Source organism: Chryseobacterium sp. PCH239 (genome assembly GCF_018924625.1).
Taxonomy (GTDB): domain Bacteria; phylum Bacteroidota; class Bacteroidia; order Flavobacteriales; family Weeksellaceae; genus Chryseobacterium; species Chryseobacterium cucumeris.
In genome coordinates this window covers 2,740,301-2,761,590 of record NZ_CP073027.1, presented here as the reverse complement: position 1 = coordinate 2,761,590, position 21,290 = coordinate 2,740,301, and the positions used below count along the sequence as shown (strand labels likewise).

Genomic DNA, 21,290 nt, shown 5'->3' with positions numbered 1-21,290 from the left:
ATATAACCATAGAAAAAAATAAATATCCGCTATGAAACAAATAATCAACACAGTTAATGCACCTGCAGCTATCGGACCTTATTCACAAGCTAATATGGCCAACGGAGTTTTGTATATCTCCGGACAGATTCCTGTAGATCCTGCAACTGGTAAATTGGTAGAAGGTATTGAAAAGGAAACGCACCAGGTAATGAAAACCTTGAAGCGATTCTTACTGAAGCCGGCATGACTTTCAAAAATGTTGTAAAAGCTACCATCTTCCTTAAGAGTATGGATGATTTTGCTGTAATGAATGATATCTATGCATCTTACTTAGATTCAGAAAGCTATCCAGCTCGTGAAACAGTACAGGTTTCATGTTTGCCTAAAAATGTGGATATCGAAATTTCTATGATTGCACATCAGGATTAATGAACTTTATAAGAAATACAATTGCGGTTCTGATAGGTCTTGGTATTACAGGACTTATTATTACTCTTGGTATAAGGGCTTTTCCGCAATGGGTAACTTTTGAGGCTTTTGCTCCGTTTGAGCATTGGCAAAGGTTTCTTTTCAGCATGAAAGATGATAAGGCGTTTTTCGGCTTCCTTTTGTTTATTTCCGGATTAGGGACTACAATCGGGGGAGTGGCAACCGCTATCATTGTTAAATATGCTAAAGTAGCCTATGCTATTCTGATTGGCTTTATTATGCTTTTTATTGCTATGCTGGATGTTATTATTTTTCCATATCATCCTACGTTTTATAAGATTTCCATTTTCCTTACGTTCTTTCCGTTTTCCTGGATTGGAGGTAAGATTGTAGAAGTTATCTACGAAAGAAATAAAAAGAAAAGTATCGCTGACAAAATGAATAAGTCTAAATAAATAATAAAAAAACGCTGCAGATTCTGCAGCGTTTTTTGTTGAAAAGAGTTAGTAGATTTCCATATTAAACATATTTCAAAAAATAAAGGGGATAATCCAGCTCAAAGGTTTCATGGAAAATGGTAAATCCATTTTGTTGATAGAAGGTTCTGTTTTCTAATGTTGTTGTTTCAACATATATGAGTTCGTTCTCATATTTACTCATAGATTCTTTTAAAAGTTTTGTTCCAATTCCTTTTCCCTGTTCACCAGGAACTACAGCCATTAACCATAAATGAACAAATTTTTCTTCCGGATGAAATTTTGCTAAGAGTTTTTCTCGTTGTAAAACTTTAAAGATATTTTCAATTCCAATACAATTGAACAGCAATTTTATTTCAAGCCAGATTTTTTTTAAACTGATCGGGAATTTGTCTAAGTATAAAATGCACGCTTTGTGATCGTCGCTGAGAAATATGCTTCCATTTAGCATTGATAAATCAAATTGAAATTCCATTAATGCTTTCAATCTCTTATATCTGTTGCCAGAATTCTTTATGACAAAATTGATAGAATTAGGAATAAGAACATTTATGAAAGCCTGGCATAAAATAGTAACGACTTTTTCTCTATCCTCATAGGTAGCTTTTTTCATGCATTTTTGTTTTTTCAAATATATAAAAATAGAAGTGTGTTAATCAGTGTTTTATATGGTTTGTGTTAGTTTCTGCATTGAGCTTAGTTAACTTATTTTTTTCATAAAAAAACCATTCTTAAGCAAGAATGGTTAAATTTTTAATGTGAAATCAAAGAAATTCAATTAAGGCATTTTGAATCCTTTGGTATAAATTCTTCCGTAATCATCCACGAATTTCACTTGTACATTCCCCTGATATTTCTCAAGGATCTTTTCTACGTCTTTCTGTGAATTGACAGGTTTACCATTGACTTCAATGATGATGTAGTTATCTACAATTCCGATTTTAGCCATTTCGCTGCCCTCAGATACGTTTTTAGCAACTACACCACTGTTCAGTCCGTATTCTGTTTTGAAACGCTCTGTAAGAGGGTCAAATTCAGCTCCGATTTTTTCAGTTACGGTAAGATCTGCTTTTGTTCTGGTAGAAGTACCTCCTTTTTGGTCTCTCAGTGTGACAGTAGTAGTGCCTTCTTTACCATTTCTTGAATACGTTACCTGAACTTTATCACCAGGACGTTTGCTTCCGATAGACATGGAAAGATCGGCAAAATCTGTGATGTCGTAGTTGTCTACTTTAGTGATTACATCTCCTTTTTTCAATCCTGCATCTTCAGCACCACTGTTTTCACCAAATCCTGTAACATAAATTCCTGAACCTACTTTCAGATTTGTTTTAAACTGCTTGTTGTAAGATGCTACTAACTGATCATTTGAAAGATCTAAAGACTGAACTCCAAGGAATCCTCTCTGTACAATTCCGAATTTCTTGATATCCTCAACAATTTTTCTCGCCAGGTTAGAAGGAACGGCAAATCCGTATCCCTGGTAATATCCTGTGGTAGACTGAATCGCAGAATTGATCCCGATAAGTTCTCCATTGGTATTTACCAAAGCACCTCCTGAGTTACCCGGGTTAATAGCAGCATCCGTCTGGATGAAGCTTTCAATAGGGTTCGCGGCTTTTCCCTGGCTTCCCAGGATTCCGATACCTCTTCCTTTAGCAGAAACAATACCTGCTGTTACCGTAGAGTTTAATCCTAATGGATTTCCTACTGCAAGAACCCATTGTCCTACATCAATATTGTCAGAATTCGCAAAATTCAGATAAGGAAGCCCTTTTTCTTCAATCTTTAATAAAGAGATATCTGTATTAGGGTCTGTTCCTACCAATGTTGCGATATATGATTTCTTGTTGCTTAGTACAACTTCCAGCTTATTGGCACCTGCTACCACGTGGTTGTTGGAAATGATATAACCGTCCGGAGAGATGATTACCCCTGAACCCATTCCCGATGGCATATTATCAGGAACCTGCTGCTTTTGTCTCTGCTGGCCTCTTCCACCGAAAGGATCTCCGAAGAAAAAGTCAAACAAATCCTGCTCTGAAGCTCTGCTTGATGTTCTACTTTGATAATTTTTAATAGTTACTACAGCGGGAACGGTTGTTTTAGCCGCCTTTACAAAATCATCACCTACTGCTCCCGTATTCATTCCTGCGAATGAAGTATTGGGTGCTGCTGTTGTGAAATAAGATTGATCTCCATTGTTGGAGCCGTGTCCGAAATATTGTAAAGCTCCAACGGTAGTAGCTCCGGAAAGGACTCCAACTACTGCAAATGGTAATAGTTTTTTTAAAGTACTCTTCATTGTATATCTTTCTTGTTTATTAATTAATTTTCTTTTTATGTTTTTGAGTAAACAAATTTAATGTTAAATAAGTAAGCAATTAGTATGCTATGTTTCAATTTTAACTAAAATTTAACGGCTATTATATGATTTTGTGCCTTATGTCATAATTGTTAATGTCACAGTTAACAAAACTTAAAAAAAAATTAAAGAAAATATGGCAGACTTATCATACATAGTGATCTGATTTTCATTGCTGGCAGGTTACTGATTATTGTTCGTGATTGGTGTCATAAATATACTTAATTCTAAAATGATTATCTTTGCAAAAATTTTTATTCTCACTTAAAACGTTTATAGCATGCAACTGTATAACACCTTAAGCGCAGAAGAAAGAGCTCAACTTATTGATGAAGCCGGTAAAGACCGTCTTACCTTGTCTTTCTATGCGTATGCCAAAATCGAAGACCCCAAAAAATTTCGCGACGAACTATTTATAGCCTGGAATGCCCTTGATGCTCTTGGCCGTATTTATGTTGCTACAGAAGGAATTAATGCTCAGATGAGTGTTCCTGCAGATCAGTTTGAGGCTTTTCGTGATACGCTGGAAGTTTATGACTTCATGAAAGGAATCCGTTTGAATGTAGCGGTAGACCAGGACAATTACTCATTTTTAAAATTAACCATAAAAGTCAGAAACAAAATTGTTGCTGACGGTTTGAATGACGAAACTTTTGATGTGACCAACAAAGGAATTCACTTAAAAGCTCAGGAATTCAATAATATGCTGGAAGATCCCAATACCATTGTTGTAGATTTCAGAAATCACTACGAAAGTGAAGTAGGGCATTTTGAAGGTGCCATTACTCCGGATGTGGAAAATTTCAGAGAAAGTTTACCCATCATCAATGAACAGCTACAGGATTTTAAAGAAGATAAAAACCTGTTGATGTACTGTACCGGAGGAATCCGTTGTGAAAAAGCCAGTGCGTACTTCAAACACCAGGGTTTCAAAAATGTTTATCAATTGGAAGGAGGTATCATTGAATATACACGCCAGATCAAAGAAGAAGGAATAAAAAGTAAATTCATTGGTAAAAACTTTGTATTTGACCACCGACTAGGGGAGAGAATTACAGATGATATTATTGCACAATGCCACCAGTGTGGAAAACCTTGTGATAATCATACCAATTGTGCCAATGATGCCTGTCATTTGTTGTTTATCCAATGCGACGACTGTAAAGCTGCGATGGAAAACTGCTGTTCTACGGAATGTCTGGAGACCATTCATTTGCCGTGGGATGAACAGGTGAAACTGAGAAAGGGATTACAGGTTGGAAATAAAGTATTCAGAAAAGGAAAATCAGATGCCCTGAAATTTAAAAACTCAGGAGATTTAACTGATAAGCCTTTAGCAAAAGCTGAGACAAAAAATATCCGTCAGAAGATTGCTGTTAAAAAGAATTGATTGGAAAGGCAGAACATTACTACTCAAAATCAAAGATTGCACAGTTTTTAATTGAACATAAGGATTTATCAGTGGGTGATAAAGTATTGATCTCAGGTCCTACAACGGGAGAGCAGGAAGTCACCATTACTGAAATCTATGCTAACGGAGGGCCTTGTGAAACGGCAAACATTGGAGATCAGATTACTTTTGCGCTGCCATTCAGAGTTCGTTTATCTGATAAATTGTACAGAATTGTGCAAAACGCATAATTCATAGCTGTCAATACAGTTATTTCTGTTTTAACAACTTAATAATCCCAGACTTGAAATGACAAAAAGCGGAAAAATAGAACTGATGTCTCCTGCAGGAGATTTCATATCACTTCAGGCGGCTATAGATAACGGTGCAGACTCTGTCTATTTTGGTGTTGAACAACTCAACATGCGTGCAAGAGCAACAATGAACTTCACCATTGATGATCTGCCGGAAATCGCCAGAAGATGTGCTGAAAAAGGAGTAAGAACGTATCTGACCCTTAACACCATCATCTATGATCATGATCTTTCTATCGTCAGAACACTTTTAGATAAAGCGAAGGAGGCCGGTCTTACAGCAGTGATTGCAATGGACCAGGCTGTAATTTCTTATGCAAGGCAAATTGGTATGGAGGTGCATATTTCCACCCAGATTAATATAACCAATATTGAAACCGTAAAATTCTATGCTCTTTTTGCTGATACCATGGTGATGAGCCGTGAATTAAGTATCAGCCAGATCAAAAAAATCTGTACTCAGATTGAAAAAGATCAGGTAAAAGGACCTTCCGGTCATCTTGTTGAAGTGGAGATTTTCGGGCATGGTGCTTTATGTATGGCAGTATCCGGGAAATGTTATCTGAGCCTGCATTCCCATAATTCTTCAGCAAACAGAGGGGCCTGTAAACAGAACTGCCGGAAAAAATATACTGTGATTGATCAGGAGTCAGGTTTTGAAATTGAACTTGATAATGAATATATGATGTCTCCCAAAGACCTTTGTACTATTGGTTTCCTGAATCAGATTGTGGATGCCGGTGTGAAAGTCTTGAAGATAGAAGGAAGAGGAAGGGCTCCTGAATATGTAGCAACAGTTACAAAATGTTATAGAGAAGCAATTGACAGTATTGCCGAAGGAACGTTTTCTCAGGAAAAAGTGGATGAATGGATGAAACTTCTGGAGACCGTATACAACAGAGGCTTCTGGAGTGGTTATTATCTTGGGCAGGAGCTGGGTGACTGGTCTTCAAACTCCGGTTCCAGTGCAACACAAAAGAAAGTCTATATTGGAAAAGGAAGGCATTTCTACCCGAAATCCAATATCGCAGAATTTGTGGTTGAGGCCTATGATATTTCTGTAGGAGACAGTGTCCTTATACAGGGACCCACTACAGGATCACAGGAAATGGTCATTGAAAGTATGATCGTTGATCAGAAGACAGGAGCAGACAAGGCAACAAAGTCTGATGTGATTACTTTCCCTACGAAGTTCCGTGTACGGCCAAGTGACAAATTATATAAAATTGTTAAAGCGTAATGGTCATTGCTACACTTCAGAGAGATAAATGTATTGGTTGTAATTACTGTGTTGAATTCGCTCCGGAATATTTTAGAATGTCTAAAAAAGATGGTAAATCAGTATTGCTTAAGACGATTGATAAAAAGGCTTCTACACGTTAAAACACCAGACCACGAAGCGTTTGAATATTTGGAGAGAGCCGCCAACGCCTGTCCTGTGAAAATTATTTCTGTAAGAATTACTTGATCATTATGCTGAAAGCTGAGCTTAGAAAAAAATATACCCAAAAAAGGAAAGCCTTGTCTCCAGATGAGACTTTTCTGTTATCTGAGAAGATTTTTGAAAATTTCATTCAATATTTTAAGCCAAAAGAATCAGAAAAAGTACACGTTTTTATCCCGATTCCGGCAAGGAAAGAAATTGATACCCAAATCTTCATTCAATATTTTTTAGCGCACAACATCCGTGTTTATGTTCCTAAAATTGTTGGGGATAAGCTTATTAATATTGAGATTTCTGAAGATACTGTTTTTGAAACCAACAATTGGGGGATCTCAGAACCTGTTTCCAATGAAGATTCCGGCGAAAAATACTTTCATTATGTGATTACGCCTTTGTTGTATTGCGACAAAAAAGGGAATAGAGTAGGCTATGGTAAAGGATTTTATGATAGCTTGTTTCAAAGTATATCTGAGGAGACCAAAAAAATCGGAGTCAATTACTTTGACCCCGATGAATATGTGGATGATGTCTGGGAAAACGATATTCCCCTGGACTATTTGGTTACTGCTGCTGAAGTGCTGTCTTTCTTAAGCGGTTTGGAATAAAAATCTAAAAAGTAAAATTTAAATTCTTTTTTAAGTTTGGAAGTTGAAAGCAGAATATACTGTGCATTCTTTTCAAAGCTCCCTAAAGACTTATTTTTATTATCAAAGTATTCCACATTGAACTTGGCGTAGTCTAATGTATCTTTTTTATAAAATTCTTTATAGACATTCAGGTTACTCACTTTAGCTGTTTTTGCTTTCATGCTGTCCAGTTCTTTCAGCAGCCTTTTAAACGTCAGAGAATCCGGTTTGTGGAAATAGCTTTCCATTTGTGAATAAATCACGGTATCTATTTCTGTATTTCTGTTTCCGCTGAGATATAAGGTAGACAGATCAAGAAGCTCCTGAACTTTCTGCTTGGTGATGGAATTAATCGCCTGCATACTATCCATCTGTACGGCAGGATAGCTTTTTTCATTGTTGCTGTTTCGTAGTTTATCGAGGTCGCTCACCTCTGATGTTTTATTATTACATGCAATAAATAAAGTCAGAAGCACGGTGAAAATTAAAAAATTACTTATTCTTTTCATCTGTGGTAGCAATTTTAAATTTGATGGATACAATTTTACCTTTGGTATCCTTTTTCATTTCTATTACATTCAGGTTTTTCAGAGAGGTCGTTGGAGTCGTTACCAGCGTGATATACTTCTGCTTATCCAGTCTTTCAATGCCATAAGTATCATTATCATATACCTGATAAATTACTGCATTGTTGCTGATCAGGTTTTCAAGCTGATTTCTTTTTTGCTTGATAAGAGCAACCTGCTCATCCGGATTTCCTCCTTTGATGTCTTTTATAGAGAAATAATAAACCGCCATCTTATAATCATCCGGCTTTAGTTCTATTTTTTCTTCTTCAGGGGCATTTTCAAGATTTCTGTTCACTTCCAGAGGCTCATAGAAGGGAGCACTGATTCGCATTTTTAAATTTTTATCCTTGGTAGAATAATAAAAACATTCGCCTGGTTTTATTTTATACATCAACGGAGATTCATTTTCCTTCACTACCATTATTTCTAAAGTATTGATCACAGAAACACCTCTGTCCTTATCAATGAAACAATATTTATAAGTTTTTGAAAAAAGTACATCTTTAAAACCTAAAAGACCGGTAATCGTAATCAAAACTGAAGTAACAAGTGCCCAGGCATTCTTTTTGAAGAAATTTTTCTTAGGCGGAACAGTTGAAATTTCTATCTCATTTGTTATTGTTTTGTTTTGTGTAATTTGTTGATTTTCAGTATTCGATTTTTGTAAATCAGTATTTTCTGGGGTCCTGATTTCAACTTTTTTAGGTTGAAGTTCAATTTTTGGAAGTTCAGGAGCTTCAGAAACTGTTTTTTCAAGTTCTTCGAGATCTTCGTCTTCAAAATTTTCATTTTCCTGAAGTAATTCACCCGCAAAAAGATGCTGTTTCTTGAAATCGTACCATGAGTTGTAACCCGCATAAATGCTCAATAAATTGAGCATGTCTATTCTTGGTAGTTTAGTAACCGGTGAAGTTTTAAAATAAGTGTAAAATGACTTTTCACTGATGTTTCCTTTCGCTTTTTTTCGAAGGTCTTCCTGAAAATATATAATATCTATACCCTTCCACTTGGATATGTCATCCTGCGAAGGGGTATATTCTTTTAAGTATTGACCCTGAACATCCTTTTTTAGCTGTTCAAAGTGTAATAGATCTAAATCTGTCAATTTTTCAAAAAATAATTAAATTGTTGATTATCAGCTATGTTTTTTTGTAAAACTATTTTACAAAGGTATTACAATTATTTTCATAGACAAATTTTCTAACTGCTCTACCTTTGTCTTGTTCAAATAACAGAACAGAAGAAAATTTTATAAAACAATATTAACAAAATTAAATTTAATTTATTATGAAAAAGTCATTATTCGTAGCTGCTATCGCTGCAATCTCTCTAGTTGCTTGTAAAAAAACTGAAGCTACTGCTACTGAAGGTACAACTGATTCTGCTGCTGCTACTGTAGCTGATTCTGCTGCTGTAGTTTCTGATTCAGCTGCTAAAGTTGTTGATTCTGCTGCAACTACTGCTGTAGAAGCTACTAAAGATGCTGCTGCTGCTACTACTGCTGCTGGTGCTGAAGTTGCTAAAGATGCTGCTAAAGGTGCTGCTGACGCTGCTAAAGGAGCTGCTGATGCTGCTAAAGGAGCTGCTGATGCTGCTAAAGATGCTGCTAAGAAATAATTCTAGCATACGCTTAACAATAAAAGAACCGTTTCACCCAGTGAAACGGTTCTTTTATGCTTAGTCATAGCGAGCTAAAGGCGAAGCAATCTCTTTCATATCAAAATCAGATCAGGAATAGCTTATCCCTTCTTCTGTTTCAAAGATTCATAGCAGGTAATAGCTACTGCATTACTCAGGTTTAAAGAATCAATACTTCCTGCCATCGGAATTAAAGTGTTTTTTCCTTTTCCAATCCAGAAATCACTCAATCCGGAATGTTCCGTCCCGAATAATACGGCAGAACGCTGTCTGAAATCTCTCTTATAAATGTCTTCAGCACTTTCATCCATCAGCGTAGTGTAGATGTTGAAACTGTTTTTCTGCAGGAATTCCAATGTTTCCGTATTTTCAGCCTGATAGACTTCCATTCCGAACAGGCATCCTACACTGGATCTGATCACATTAGGGTTGTAGAAATCGGTTTTCCCGTCAGCAACAATCAGGGCATCAATACCAAATGCCTCACAGCTTCTTAAAATAGCGCCAAGATTTCCCGGTTTTTCCACGCCTTCTACAATGATTATTGTAGCATCTTCTTTAGGAACAAATGATGAAAGTGAATTTTCTTTGGTATGGTAAATGCCGATAATTCCTTCGGAACTTCCTCTGTAAGCGATTTTTTCATATACCTTCTCACTTACATAATGGATTTTTCCATCGGGAAGAGTTCCTTTAAAGATATTTTCAGAGATAAAGAACTCCAGCGGCTCAAAATCATACTGCATGGCTCTTTCATTTTCCTGCTGTCCTTCTACTACAAAAACTTTTGATTTTTTACGAAACCTGTTGTCAGTAAGAAGCTTAGTGACATTTTTTATTTTATCGTTTTGAAAACTTTCTATCAACATGCTGCAAAATTATGCAAAATTTATGATTGAACTTCTCTGGTTTTAATAAAAAGGTTTTTCCATGTCATCTCCAGTGGAATTTTATTTTTTCTTTTATAATAGATAATGACCAAGATCAAGACGACAATGGATAACAATTTATAGAGGTTTCCATAGAAATTTCCGGAAACGTTTTCCGAAATATTAAAAATTTCCCAGTACAAATTCATAAAAAAATGAAGGAAAATGGCGGTCCATAAGTTATACTCTGATTCAAAATATGCCCAGGCAAAGAATATTGACCCTAAAAATGTAATGGTAAATATTTCGGTAAGTTCTATTAAGTTTTGGCTTTGATACAAATGTACCTGTGCAAAAAGTAAAGATCCTGGTAATGCGGATGATAAAAATCCAAGTCGTGTAAATCTGTATAGTATTCCAATAAGAAAAGCTCTGAAAATAATTTCTTCAAAAAATGCTGATGAAAGAGTATTGATATACAGAGATTCAAAATTTATTTTTGAGATTGTTTTAAAATGAATCAGGTATCCAATGAGCATAGGAGTAGTTCCGGTAAGTGCTAACACAAATCCTTTGATAATGGGTTTGTTTAATGAGAACAGATCAAGGATATTTCTTTGAGGTAACAGAATTTTTAACGTGACTATCAATGGAATTAATGTTACCGAATAAGCAATTATATGGGCTATTGCTTTACTGTGAAACAGATCTTTTGAGAAAGTCTGTATGGTTTTAAAAAAGAGAAAATCGAAGAAATAATAGGCTGTAAACCCTAGAATAAAGATGGAAAAGAAGCGGATGTTTTTACTCATGTCTGTTAATTTTGAGCAAAAATGTAGCTTTAAATCAATGCTTTCAAGTTAATGTGATCAATGACAAAGAATAGTGACGAATGACAAAAATTATGAATGCTGCTGTTGCAATTGAGGAATAACTGAAGGAATAAAACTTCTTGAAACAGGAATTTCAAAATCGATTTCCGGAAGAACTAATTTATAACCCTGAGCATTTCCTTTGAGTTTCTTTACCCTTCCAAGATTGACAATATAAGAACGGTGGCATTTTTTGACAGAACTTGTTTCGATTTGTTGTAAAACATTGGTTAAACTTATTCTGATCAATGCTTTTTTTAAGCTGTTGTTTTCTAAAAAGTAAAATGTACAATAGTTTTCCATAGACTGAACGCAAAGAAAATCTTTTTTATTCATGACAAGCTCGGTATTCTGGGCTGATATTTTTAACAGATTTTGTCGTTCTGCAGGAGGCGAAACGGGAAGGTGTTGAGAAATGTCGCGGGCTTTCTTTTCATGAATAGTCTTTAAATAGATATACCGTGATAAAATATAGATGATAGAAATAGGAATTCCGACAGCCAAAGTATACAGGAACATATAAAAGTAATTGACTATATCCAGTTTTACATGGCTCAAGAATAATGAATTGTAAAAGTAGGATAGAATAGAACCCGTACATAGAATGAAAGTTATTTTTAAGAGTTCCGAACCAATATTCCAGTTGCTGAAACGGGAAGTTATAAGATTGGCCATTAAAAATGCAGTTCCAAAGATTATGCAATAGGGAAAAAGTAATACAAATTTATAGGGATGCTGAAAGTTTTCCGTACCAAAAGGCTGAAAAATAATCAGAAATAAATAAACAGCAGCTCCTGCTCCCAGTGAAGAAACAAAAATTTCTTTGAAAGATTCGGATTTGGGGTATGGATGTGCTGTAAATGAAAACATAAATCCAGATTTAGCTTTCTAATGTTTCAATAAAATTGCCGTTGTCAATAAGACTTTGTGGTAGCTCTTTTTTATTTTTAATGCCTAATGATTTTAATTTCTGAGTCTGGATCACCAGGTTGTCATTTCCGGTATGAAGCTGTTTGTAAGCATCATTGAATACATTTTTCGCCTGATCCAGATTTCTGCCTACTTTTTCCAGGTTTTCTACAAAACCTACGAATTTGTCATAAAGTCTGGCTCCTCGATCAGCAATTTCAATAGAATTTCGGTTTTGATATTCGCGTTTCCAAAGATCGGCAATCAGCTTAAGAGAAGTGATCAGATTGCTTGGATTAAGCAGAAGGATTCTTCTTTCATAGGCATAGTTCCAAAGGTTCTGGTCTGCCTGCATTGCCGCAATATAAGCCGGTTCACTCGGAATAAACATCATCACGAAATCCAGTGATTTTCCATAGTCATCGTATGCTTTTTGACTGAGTTGATTAATATGATTCTTGATAGATCCGAGGTGCTGGCTCAGTTTTATGGCGTAAACATCAGCATCAGTTTCGTCAACCAATTCTGTGAAAGCAGTCAGAGATACTTTAGAATCAATGATGACATTTCTTTCATCCGGGTATTTTACAACAGCATCAGGACGCATTTTCTTTCCGGAGAATTCAGAAAATAAAGCTTTATTGTCTTCATCGCGCAATTCATGTTCGAGAAAATATTCTCTTCCTTTTACCAATCCTGATTTTTCAAGAATACTTTCCAGAATCATCTCGCCCCAGTTTCCCTGAGTTTTGCTTTCTCCTTTCAGGGCACGGGTTAATTTTTTGGCATCTTCGGAAATCTGCTGGTTTAGTTCTGCCAGTTCTTTCACCTTTTCTGCAAGGGAGAAACGTTCTTTATTTTCCTTTTCGTAAGCTTCGTTGACTCTATTTTTTAAATCCGCGATTTTCTCCTGAAAAGGTTCAAGGATATTTTTTAAGTTATTTTGATTTAAGGTAGTAAACTTTTCAGTTTTTTCTTCTAAAATTTTATTGGCAAGATTTTCAAACTGAAGTTTAGAATCTTCCTGAATTTTAACAATTTCTTCTTTCTGGGTGTCAAGAGATTGTTGAAGACCTTCATTTTTGGCAGAAAGTTCAGAGTTTTTAGCATAAAGAGTCTGTTTTTCAAGAATGTGAGTTTCTATCTGAGAAGTCTGCCTCTGATTGATTTGTTTTAACTCCTGAAACTGAAGATTTAAGGATGAATATTCGGCAGAGATTTTAGAAAATTCATTTTTAAGGTCATCCAATAGATCCTGCTGCAGCATATTGGCTTCTTTCTCTTTACTGATGATTTGATTAAGCTCCTGAATTTTCTGGTTTGAATTTTCAAGATCAGATTGGGTTTTAATGGATAAAGTGTTCAGTGCATCATAAGAACTTCTTGAAACCATTGACGATTTTAGTACAAAGTATAGTATAACAGCGCCCAGTACACCACCGGCAATCAATCCAATAATTAAATATATCATCTCCATCTTCCAAAATTATGAAAAAAGGTCGGAAGCTGGAAACGGGATGTTGGAAGTTCCTTTTGGACAGATAAGAACTGATTTTTTTTACAATTAAATTCAATGTTTTTTAAAGGGAAATAAAATGGAAACAATCGCTTTATAAAATTCCATTACCTCTCGCTTCCGGCCCCCAGCTTTCTTTCTGAATTAGAATACCTATATTTATGGGAAATTTCAGAGACTTATGAATATTTTGCTGGTAGAAGATGATCAAAGAATCAGTAATTTCCTGATAAAAGGCCTTTCCGAGGCTGGCTATAATACAACCCTGGCAGATTCCGGGGAAAAGGCACGCGAACTTCTTCATACCTATGATTTTGATATTATTTTAATGGACATCATGCTTCCCGGACTGGATGGAATGCAGCTTACCCAGATCATCAGATTTAAAGGAAACTATACTCCGATTTTGGTTTTAAGTGCCCTGAACAGTCCTGATGATAAAATCAAAATGCTCGATATGGGTGCTGATGATTATTTATCCAAACCCTTCCATTTTGAAGAATTGATTTCAAGGATTAAAGCTTTAACCAGAAGAAATAAAATGAGCTACCAAAAGGAGGATCAATATTTATCATGCGGAAATATTGTGATTGATACAGATCTTCATAAAGTAACTCAGAATGATAAGGAAATAGAATTTTCCCCTACGGAATACAAACTGTTTACTTTTCTGATGGAGAATAAAAATAAAGTGTTGAGCAGAACCCAGATTTTACATAAGGTATGGGGAATTGATTTCGATAATACAACGAATGTAGTAGATGTTTATATTTCCTATGTCCGTAATAAGATTGATGAGACAGAACAGAAAATTATTCATACAGTAAAAGGAACCGGATATTTGATCAAAGACTGAAGATGACGCTAAGAAGTAGATTTACCCTTATTTCAAGCCTCTCATTTGGCATCGTTTCTATCATCACATCTGCGGTGATATTTTTTGCCTATTATGACAGTACCAAGATTTTCTATTTTGAAAAGCTCAGAAATACGGCTCTTATCTCTGCTATTTATTATCTTGAAAAGGATGAACTCCCGAAAGACCGACATGCCCAGATTAAAAAAGAATACAACCATCTGATTCAGAATAACAGGGTAGCGGTTTATAATCAGAATAATGAAGTTACCTTTGGACATAACCTGAACGATAAGAATATAAAGCTTTCCCATTTGCAGGCTGTCCGAAAAAACAAAGGAATACAGTTTATGTCTGATAATCAATTCTACTATGGAATTTTTTATCCTGATAACCAAGGTGACTTTGTGGTTTTTGTGAAGTCTTCCAACGATTCTTTCCAGTCGCAGATTCTGAGGCTTGCTATTATCATGCTTTCTGTATTGTTGATCGGGCTTCTCGCAATCTATTTTCTGAGCAGATACCTTTCTAAAGTAGTTTATAAACCTATCTCCAATGTAGTAGAACGGATCAATAAAGTAGAGTATAATAACATTTCTACGGCAATTATTACTTCTACCAATACCAATGACGAGATTGAAGATTTGATAAAGTCCTATAATAAACTGTTGGGCAGAATCTCTGAAAATGTACTCTTGCAGCAGAACTTTATCAATTATGTTTCCCATGAATTCAAAACACCTTTAGCAGCGATTTCTGGAAATCTGGAGGTGTTTGCCCAAAAAGACCGTACACCGGAAGAATACAGGGAAGTGGCTAAAGAGTCATTGGAAAATGTATATGAGATTGAAAATATTCTCAACAATCTTTTACTGATGTCCGGAATGACAAAGCTTGAGTCTTCTCACAAACCGATGAGAGTGGATGAACTGGTCTGGAAGATTTATGAGAAATTAGAACCCAAAGCAAAGGAAGGCCGTTCATCCATTAAAATACAGCTTCAGGTAACGAAACCTGCTTTGCTGGAATTTCCCGGAAATGAAACTCTGCTGTATCTGGCATTATATAATATTGTAGAAAACGCGATCAAATATTCCTTTGATAAACCTGTAGTGATTACCTTATCAGAAAAGGGCAATCAGTTATATATCGAGGTCAGAGATGAAGGAAGAGGAATTCCGGCTGATGATCTTGTGAAAATATCTGAGACTTTCTACAGAGGAAAAAATGTAGATACTGTAAAAGGCAGCGGAATTGGTTTATCGCTTTCAAAAAGTATTTTTGACCATCATCATATAGTGATGAAAATTGATTCTACGGTCAATGTGGGAACCAATGTTCTCCTGGAATTTCCTGCCCATTCATAATCGTGTTATTTGTGAAAAGATTTGTGTTTTTCGTGTTTTAAAAAAGTTCTAATCAAACTCTAATGTTGAACTAACCGAATTTTAATTTTCTTTACAATTCCCTCTAATCTTAGACAAATAGCTTTGTGGTCTTAAAATAAGAGACTTTGAAGAAGCTATTTTTTACCCTATTTTATATTCATTGTTTCAGTTTCTTTTCAGCACAGATTTCAGATACCCTGAAAGTTGGAAGAAAGGAAGCTGAAACTATCTTTTTGGCTAAAAACCTTGACCTTATTGCTCAGAAGCTTGAAATTTCACAAGCAGAAGCAAGAGCTGTTCAGGCTAAATACTGGCCTAACCCTACATTGAGTATCAGTGAAGTCAATCTATGGAGAACTTATGACATAGAAGAACAGCCGGCATTGATCGGAAACTGGGGAAAAAATACTCAGATTTCTGCGGAAATAGAACAGGTGATTCAGACTGCGGGTAAAAGGCGAAAAAATATTGAGCTCCAGAAAATAGAAGTGGAAGGAGAGAAGTATGAGTTACAGGAAGTTTTACGTGAACTTAAAAAAACACTCAGAAATACCATTACCGAAATTCTTTACAATCAGGAACAGCAAAAAATCTATCAAGGGCAAATTACTTCCATTGAGAAATTAACGAAATCCTACAATAATCAATTAAACCTCGGGAATATCAGTAAAGCTGAATATGTCCGCTTAAAAGCACAGGAAATTGAATTCAAGAAGAAGCTGATTTCATTAAAACAGGAAATCGAAGATCAGCAGGTAGAGCTTAAAGCCTTATTGATGCTGCCTTCTCAATCTTACCTGGTGATAACAGATTCATTTGTGATGCCTGAAAAACAACTTTCTGAGTTGGAAGTGAGCCAATGGATAGACAAGGCAAAAGAAAACCGCCCCGATATTATGATCTCGAAAAATAAAGAGAAACATGCTGCAAAAAACCTGGAACTTCAAAATGCCATGAAAACTCCTGACGTTGCTGTTTCTATAGGATACGACCGTGGAGGAAATATCATGAAAGACTTTATAGGATTAGGGGTTTCTATGGATCTTCCCATTTTCGACCGTAATAAAGGGAATATCCAGGAAGCAAGGCTTGAGATTGAGAAAAGCAAACTGGAGACCCGTAAAAATATACTGAAATCTGAGAATGAAATTGTCTCTGTTTTCAGAAATTATATCAGAACACAGCAGGTTTCAGAAGAGATTGATGGCAATTATGAATCTACTCTGGACGGTTTGTTAGTAAGCCACGAGAAAAATTTCAGACTAAGAAATATCAGTATGCTTGAGTATATGGATTTTCTGGATACCTACATCGGAAATAAAATGATCATCCTGGATACTAAAAAAGAATTGAACCAATACTACGAAAACCTGCAGTATGTTGTAGGACAAGATTTATAAGATATGAACAAAAATATTACTAAATACACCGCTGCAGCTTATTTGTCTGCCCTCATCATTTTTACAGGCTGTGCCGGAAAACAGGAAAATAAAGAAGCTGAAAAAAGTTATTGCATCAGTAAAGAACTTAAAAAAGATATTAAACTGGCCAAAGCAGAACTGCTTCCCATAGAAGAAAGTATTACGCTTACCGGGGAAGTGGAAAGCAATTCTGATAAAACGGTTCCTTTTGTAAGTCTTGTAGACGGAGTCGTGATGGATACCTATTTCTCACTTGGTGATTATGTAAAAAAAGGACAAACGTTGGCAAGCGTAAAGAGTACAGCTGTGAATGAAATGCAGGATGATACTCAAACTTTACAGGCTCAGCTGGCCGTTGCGAAAAGAAAGTTGTCTTCTGTAGAAGCCATGTATAAAGATGACATTGCCTCTCAGAAGGATTTGCAGGAAGCACGTTCCGAAGTAGCCATCTTGCAATCCAATATTTCTAAAACACAGAAAAATATGCAGCTGTATTCCGCAGGAGGAAATACGATTCAGATAAAAGCTCCGGCAGATGGATATGTGATTTCAAAGAATATTTCCAAAGGAATGCCTGTTACTGCGGGAGGAGATCAACTGTTTACCATTTCCAATCTGGATAAAGTATGGGTAATGGCCAATGTGTATGCTACCAACATGAGGCATGTTTATGTGGATCAGCCGGTAGTGGTAAAAACGCTTGCCTATCCTGATGACAGTTTCTCCGGAAAGATCAATACGATTTCCCAGGTTTTCAATGAAAACGAAAGGGTACTCAAAGCCAAGATCATCATGGATAATAATGGAATGAAACTGAGACCGGGAATGTCTGCAGATGTTGTATTGCCAGTTAATTCACAAAACAAAAGCGCACTGGCTATTCCAGCAAAGGCTTTAATCTTCGATAATAACCAAAGCTATGTAGTGGTTTACAAGAAAGACTGTGAACTGGAGATCAGACCCGTAGCAGAGATTGCTTCCAACAGCCAGTATATTTATGTAGAAGGAAATTTAAAACCAGGTGAAAACGTCATTGCTTCCAACGGACTATTGATTTATGAGAACCTGAAAAACCAATTAAATAATTCCACGAAGTAATGCGAAAATTTGTACAGAATATAGTTTCCTTCTCATTAAAAAACTCACTGATTGTTCTTTTGGGAACTTTTCTTTTGCTGGCCGGAGGAATCTATTCCTATATGCATACACCTATTGAAGCATTTCCGGATGTTACCAATACAAGGGTACGAGTTATTACCCAATGGCCGGGGAGAAGTGCTGAGGAAATTGAAAAATTCGTCACCTTACCCATTTCCAAAGAAATGAATGCTATCCCGAATAAAACTTCGGTGCGTTCTATTTCTTTATTCGGATTGTCTGTGGTGACAGTTATTTTTGATGATCATGTGAATGATTTTTATGCCCAGCAGTATGCTTCCAATAAACTGGGAAATGTAGAGCTGCCTACCGGAGCAGAATATAGTATTGAGCCTCCTTCAGGAGCTACCGGTGAAATTTACAGATATATTATCAAGAGTAAACTGCCGATCAAAGAAGTAACCGCTATTCAGGATTGGGTAGTGGAAAGAGAATTGCTTGCCGTCCCTGGTGTGGCAGATGTGGTAAGCTTTGGTGGAGAAGAAAAAACCTATGAAATAAAAATTAATCCTACGGAATTACACAATTACGACCTTTCCCCCCTGGATGTGTATGAAGCGGTTTCGAAGAGTAATATCAATGTAGGAGGAGATGTAGTGGCAAAAGGTGATCAGGCTTATGTAGTGCGGGGGATCGGTCTTTTGGAGAAAAAAGAAGATATTGAGAATATTCAGATCGAGGTCAAAGGTTCTACCCCTATTTTGGTGAAACACGTAGCGGAAGTAAAAGTTTCTGCAAAACCTAGATTAGGGCAGGTAGGATACAACAAAGACAATGATGTTGTAGAAGGAATTGTGATCATGCTTCGAGGGGAAAACCCAAGTGAAGTCATTGCAAGACTGAAAGACAGAATAGAAGAACTGAATGGGGGAGAATTGCCAGGTGATGTTCAGATTGTTCCCATCATTGACCGTACAGAACTTGTAAATACAACGGTTCATACCGTGTCCAAAAACCTTATTGAAGGAGTTATTCTCGTTTCCATTATTGTATTCATTTTCCTTTACAACTGGAGAACAACCTTTATTGTAGCATCAGTTATTCCTCTGGCTTTCCTGTTTGCTATTATTATGTTGAAAATTCAGGGTCTCCCGGCCAACCTGATTTCCATGGGAGCACTGGACTTTGGGCTGCTTTTGGAAGGAACACTGGTTATTGTCGAACACGTCTTTGTCGCCCTTGAACTTAAAGCGAAAAAGATTGGACTGCGGAGATTTAACAAAATTTCAAAACTGGGAATCATCAAGAAAAGCGCAGGAAGTGTAGCAAGTTATATTTTCTTTGCCCTGTTGATTCTGATCGTTGCGCTGATGCCGATTTTCTCTTTCCAGAAAGTTGAAGGAAAAATGTTCTCACCATTAGCATTTACTCTTGGGTATGCATTATTAGGATCATTGATTTTAAGTTTGACCTACGTTCCGGCAATGTGTAAACTGCTATTGACAAAAAATATTGAAGAGAAAGAAAACTTTATTTCAAGATTCTTCAGAGTTAATATCTACAGAATCTACGAGTTCAGTGACCGCCACAAAAAAGGATTCATTGTTGGTTTCGTTGCTTTGCTTGCCGTGTGTGGATGGAGATTTTCCAATTATGGATCTGAGTTTTTGCCCAAACTGAATGAAGGTGCAATTTATGTAAGAGCGACCCTTCCCAACAGTGTCAATCTGGATGAATCTGTAAGGTTAACTAAAGAGATGAAGGAGATTCTCATGAAGTATGATGAAGTAAAATTTGTCATGACCCAGACAGGTCGTCCTAATGATGGAACCGATCCCACCGGATTTTTCAATATCGAATTTAATATTCAGCTGAAGCCAGAAAATGAATGGAAGAAAAAAATATCCAAAGAAGAACTTCTTGAAGAAATGAGAATCTCCCTTGAGAAATTTCCGGGTATCAATTTTGGATTCAGCCAGCCGATACAGGATAATGTGGAAGAATATGTAGCAGGAGTAAAAGCTCCGTTGGTCATTAAAATTTTTGGAAATGACTTATTTGAGCTGGAAAATTACGCCAATAAAGTAGCTAATTCGATCAGAACAGTTCCGGGAATATCGGACGTCAATGTTTTCAAAAATATCGGACTTCCGGAATTGAGAATACAGCTTCACGATTCCAAAATGGCAAAATATGGTGTCTCCACAGCAGATGCACAGGCCGTCATCGAAATGACCATCGGAGGGCAGGCCGCTACCAAGTTTTATGAACAGGAGAGAATGTTTGACGTAATGCTCAGGTTTGAAAAAGATTACAGAGATACGCCTGAAAAAATGGGAAATATTTTGATCCCGACTCAGGACAATAAAAAAGTTCCGCTGAAAGAAATTGCAACCATTGATTATCATACCGGACCATCATTTATTTACCGTGAAGGAAACAGCAGATATATCGGAGTTGGATTTAATATTGAAGGACGCGATCTGGGAAGTACCATTAAAGAAGCCAAAGCGAAAGTAGATCAAGAAGTGAAGCTTCCGAAAAAGCATAAAATGACGTGGGCCGGAGAATTTGAAAGTAAAGAAAGAGCCGCAAAACAGCTGGCTATGGTAGTACCGATTTCTTTAGTTCTTATTCTGATGCTGTTGTACTTTAATTTCGGAAATATAAAAGATACGCTGATTTCATCCATTACACTCGCATTTGCATTTATCGGAGGATTCTTATCCCTTTGGTTTACGGGAACCATCTTCGGAATTTCAGCGGGAATCGGTTTCATTATCCTTTTCGGAGTGGCAACCATAGACGGTATTGTTCTGATCGGGGTTATGAAAGAAAACCTACAAAACAGGATGTCCCTCAAAGAATCCATAGCTCAGGGAGTGAAAAGCAGAATCCGTCCGGTGGTGATGATTGCCCTGATGGGATCTATGGGACTTCTTCCGGCAGCTATGTCAAACGGAATGGGATCAGAAATTCAGAAGCCTTTAGCCATTATGATTGTAGGTGGATTGATCGTCTGTATGCTGCTGTCATTTACAATTCTACCTATCATTTTCCATTATGCCTACCGTAAAAAGCATAAGGAAGCAATATAGTTTCTTTTATTTTGTTCATTATGAGGCCGG

General features: G+C 36.5%; 17 protein-coding genes and 3 pseudogenes. 12 read left to right on the top strand and 8 right to left on the bottom strand.

Annotated features, from left to right (window positions below):
- The first annotated feature begins 31 nt into the window (after positions 1–31).
- Positions 32–411, top strand: a pseudogene (locus KBP46_RS12870) (RidA family protein).
- Positions 411–866, top strand: a complete 456-nt coding sequence (locus tag KBP46_RS12865; protein ID WP_062673523.1) for a hypothetical protein — start codon at positions 411–413, stop codon at positions 864–866. Before KBP46_RS12870 ends, KBP46_RS12865 begins: the two are co-directional and overlap by 1 nt.
- Positions 867–930: 64 nt before the next feature.
- Here KBP46_RS12865 and KBP46_RS12860 read toward each other — a convergent pair whose 3' ends face one another.
- Entirely contained in the window at positions 931–1,500 is a 570-nt protein-coding gene (locus KBP46_RS12860; protein WP_216443420.1) for an N-acetyltransferase, read from the bottom strand.
- Between the two features lie 165 nt (positions 1,501–1,665).
- A complete protein-coding gene (locus KBP46_RS12855; protein ID WP_062673528.1) occupies positions 1,666–3,192 on the bottom strand; it encodes a trypsin-like peptidase domain-containing protein in 1,527 nt (508 codons plus the stop codon).
- A 340-nt stretch (positions 3,193–3,532) separates the two neighbouring features.
- On the opposite strand from KBP46_RS12855, the pseudogene KBP46_RS12850 reads away from it, so the two are divergent.
- From KBP46_RS12850 to KBP46_RS12835, 4 genes and pseudogenes are all read left to right on the top strand, one after another.
- A pseudogene (locus KBP46_RS12850) lies at positions 3,533–4,893 on the top strand (rhodanese-related sulfurtransferase).
- A gap of 58 nt (positions 4,894–4,951) precedes the next feature.
- Positions 4,952–6,196: a peptidase U32 family protein gene (locus KBP46_RS12845; protein WP_216443419.1), complete on the top strand. Its 1,245-nt coding sequence runs from the start codon at positions 4,952–4,954 to the stop codon at positions 6,194–6,196.
- Positions 6,196–6,424, top strand: a pseudogene (locus tag KBP46_RS12840) (ferredoxin). Before KBP46_RS12845 ends, KBP46_RS12840 begins: the two are co-directional and overlap by 1 nt.
- A gap of 53 nt (positions 6,425–6,477) precedes the next feature.
- Positions 6,478–7,005, top strand: coding sequence for a 5-formyltetrahydrofolate cyclo-ligase (locus KBP46_RS12835; protein ID WP_253297035.1), 528 nt, complete (start codon positions 6,478–6,480; stop codon positions 7,003–7,005).
- Here KBP46_RS12835 and KBP46_RS12830 read toward each other — a convergent pair.
- Together KBP46_RS12830 and KBP46_RS12825 are read right to left on the bottom strand one after the other, a co-directional pair.
- Positions 6,954–7,535, bottom strand: a complete 582-nt coding sequence (locus KBP46_RS12830; protein ID WP_216443417.1) for a hypothetical protein — start codon at positions 7,533–7,535, stop codon at positions 6,954–6,956. The genes KBP46_RS12835 and KBP46_RS12830 overlap by 52 nt on opposite strands.
- On the bottom strand, positions 7,519–8,700 hold the full coding sequence (locus tag KBP46_RS12825; protein ID WP_216443416.1) for a hypothetical protein: 1,182 nt from the start codon (positions 8,698–8,700) through the stop codon (positions 7,519–7,521). Before KBP46_RS12825 ends, KBP46_RS12830 begins: the two co-directional genes overlap by 17 nt.
- 182 nt (positions 8,701–8,882) lie before the next feature.
- Here KBP46_RS12825 and KBP46_RS12820 point away from each other — a divergent pair, with 182 nt between their 5' ends.
- A complete protein-coding gene (locus tag KBP46_RS12820; RefSeq protein WP_034694620.1) occupies positions 8,883–9,212 on the top strand; it encodes a hypothetical protein in 330 nt (109 codons plus the stop codon).
- A 122-nt stretch (positions 9,213–9,334) separates the two neighbouring features.
- On the opposite strand, the gene KBP46_RS12815 is transcribed toward KBP46_RS12820, so the two are convergent.
- The 4 genes from KBP46_RS12815 to rmuC all read right to left on the bottom strand — a co-directional run bounded on the left by KBP46_RS12815 (position 9,335) and on the right by rmuC (position 13,360).
- The gene (locus KBP46_RS12815) at positions 9,335–10,102 is read right to left on the bottom strand and encodes an RNA methyltransferase (RefSeq protein ID WP_216443415.1); all 768 of its coding nucleotides are present in this window, start codon (positions 10,100–10,102) and stop codon (positions 9,335–9,337) included.
- Between the two features lie 20 nt (positions 10,103–10,122).
- Positions 10,123–10,914, bottom strand: a complete 792-nt coding sequence (locus KBP46_RS12810) for a CPBP family intramembrane glutamic endopeptidase (RefSeq protein ID WP_216443414.1) — start codon at positions 10,912–10,914, stop codon at positions 10,123–10,125.
- A gap of 90 nt (positions 10,915–11,004) precedes the next feature.
- The gene (locus KBP46_RS12805) at positions 11,005–11,844 is read right to left on the bottom strand and encodes a LytTR family DNA-binding domain-containing protein (protein WP_216443413.1); all 840 of its coding nucleotides are present in this window, start codon (positions 11,842–11,844) and stop codon (positions 11,005–11,007) included.
- Positions 11,845–11,854: 10 nt separating this feature from the next.
- Positions 11,855–13,360 carry a DNA recombination protein RmuC gene (gene rmuC, locus KBP46_RS12800; RefSeq protein WP_216443412.1) on the bottom strand — a complete coding sequence of 502 codons (1,506 nt, stop codon included), beginning with the start codon at positions 13,358–13,360 and terminating at the stop codon, positions 11,855–11,857.
- Between the two features lie 220 nt (positions 13,361–13,580).
- Here rmuC and KBP46_RS12795 point away from each other — a divergent pair, with 220 nt between their 5' ends.
- The 5 genes from KBP46_RS12795 (at position 13,581) to KBP46_RS12775 (ending at position 21,260) form a co-directional block, all read left to right on the top strand.
- The gene (locus KBP46_RS12795; protein ID WP_062673551.1) at positions 13,581–14,255 is read left to right on the top strand and encodes a response regulator transcription factor; all 675 of its coding nucleotides are present in this window, start codon (positions 13,581–13,583) and stop codon (positions 14,253–14,255) included.
- A 2-nt stretch (positions 14,256–14,257) separates the two neighbouring features.
- Positions 14,258–15,622: a HAMP domain-containing sensor histidine kinase gene (locus tag KBP46_RS12790; protein WP_216443411.1), complete on the top strand. Its 1,365-nt coding sequence runs from the start codon at positions 14,258–14,260 to the stop codon at positions 15,620–15,622.
- Between the two features lie 146 nt (positions 15,623–15,768).
- Positions 15,769–17,043, top strand: a complete 1,275-nt coding sequence (locus KBP46_RS12785; protein ID WP_216443410.1) for a TolC family protein — start codon at positions 15,769–15,771, stop codon at positions 17,041–17,043.
- A 3-nt stretch (positions 17,044–17,046) separates the two neighbouring features.
- A complete protein-coding gene (locus KBP46_RS12780) occupies positions 17,047–18,162 on the top strand; it encodes an efflux RND transporter periplasmic adaptor subunit (protein WP_216443409.1) in 1,116 nt (371 codons plus the stop codon).
- Positions 18,162–21,260, top strand: a complete 3,099-nt coding sequence (locus KBP46_RS12775) for an efflux RND transporter permease subunit (RefSeq protein WP_216443408.1) — start codon at positions 18,162–18,164, stop codon at positions 21,258–21,260. Before KBP46_RS12780 ends, KBP46_RS12775 begins: the two co-directional genes overlap by 1 nt.
- Positions 21,261–21,290 lie beyond the last annotated feature (30 nt).

What these genes read in the sequence shown, in the direction of transcription:
- KBP46_RS12865 (WP_062673523.1), top strand. Translation starts at nt 411, where the DNA reads ATGAACTTTATAAGAAATACAATTGCGGTTCTGATAGGTCTTGGTATT.
- KBP46_RS12860 (WP_216443420.1), bottom strand. Translation starts at nt 1,500, where the DNA reads ATGAAAAAAGCTACCTATGAGGATAGAGAAAAAGTCGTTACTATTTTA.
- KBP46_RS12855 (WP_062673528.1), bottom strand. Translation starts at nt 3,192, where the DNA reads ATGAAGAGTACTTTAAAAAAACTATTACCATTTGCAGTAGTTGGAGTC.
- KBP46_RS12845 (WP_216443419.1), top strand. Translation starts at nt 4,952, where the DNA reads ATGACAAAAAGCGGAAAAATAGAACTGATGTCTCCTGCAGGAGATTTC.
- KBP46_RS12830 (WP_216443417.1), bottom strand. Translation starts at nt 7,535, where the DNA reads ATGAAAAGAATAAGTAATTTTTTAATTTTCACCGTGCTTCTGACTTTA.
- KBP46_RS12820 (WP_034694620.1), top strand. Translation starts at nt 8,883, where the DNA reads ATGAAAAAGTCATTATTCGTAGCTGCTATCGCTGCAATCTCTCTAGTT.
- KBP46_RS12815 (WP_216443415.1), bottom strand. Translation starts at nt 10,102, where the DNA reads ATGTTGATAGAAAGTTTTCAAAACGATAAAATAAAAAATGTCACTAAG.
- KBP46_RS12810 (WP_216443414.1), bottom strand. Translation starts at nt 10,914, where the DNA reads ATGAGTAAAAACATCCGCTTCTTTTCCATCTTTATTCTAGGGTTTACA.
- KBP46_RS12805 (WP_216443413.1), bottom strand. Translation starts at nt 11,844, where the DNA reads ATGTTTTCATTTACAGCACATCCATACCCCAAATCCGAATCTTTCAAA.
- rmuC (WP_216443412.1), bottom strand. Translation starts at nt 13,360, where the DNA reads ATGGAGATGATATATTTAATTATTGGATTGATTGCCGGTGGTGTACTG.
- KBP46_RS12795 (WP_062673551.1), top strand. Translation starts at nt 13,581, where the DNA reads ATGAATATTTTGCTGGTAGAAGATGATCAAAGAATCAGTAATTTCCTG.
- KBP46_RS12790 (WP_216443411.1), top strand. Translation starts at nt 14,258, where the DNA reads ATGACGCTAAGAAGTAGATTTACCCTTATTTCAAGCCTCTCATTTGGC.
- KBP46_RS12780 (WP_216443409.1), top strand. Translation starts at nt 17,047, where the DNA reads ATGAACAAAAATATTACTAAATACACCGCTGCAGCTTATTTGTCTGCC.
- KBP46_RS12775 (WP_216443408.1), top strand. Translation starts at nt 18,162, where the DNA reads ATGCGAAAATTTGTACAGAATATAGTTTCCTTCTCATTAAAAAACTCA.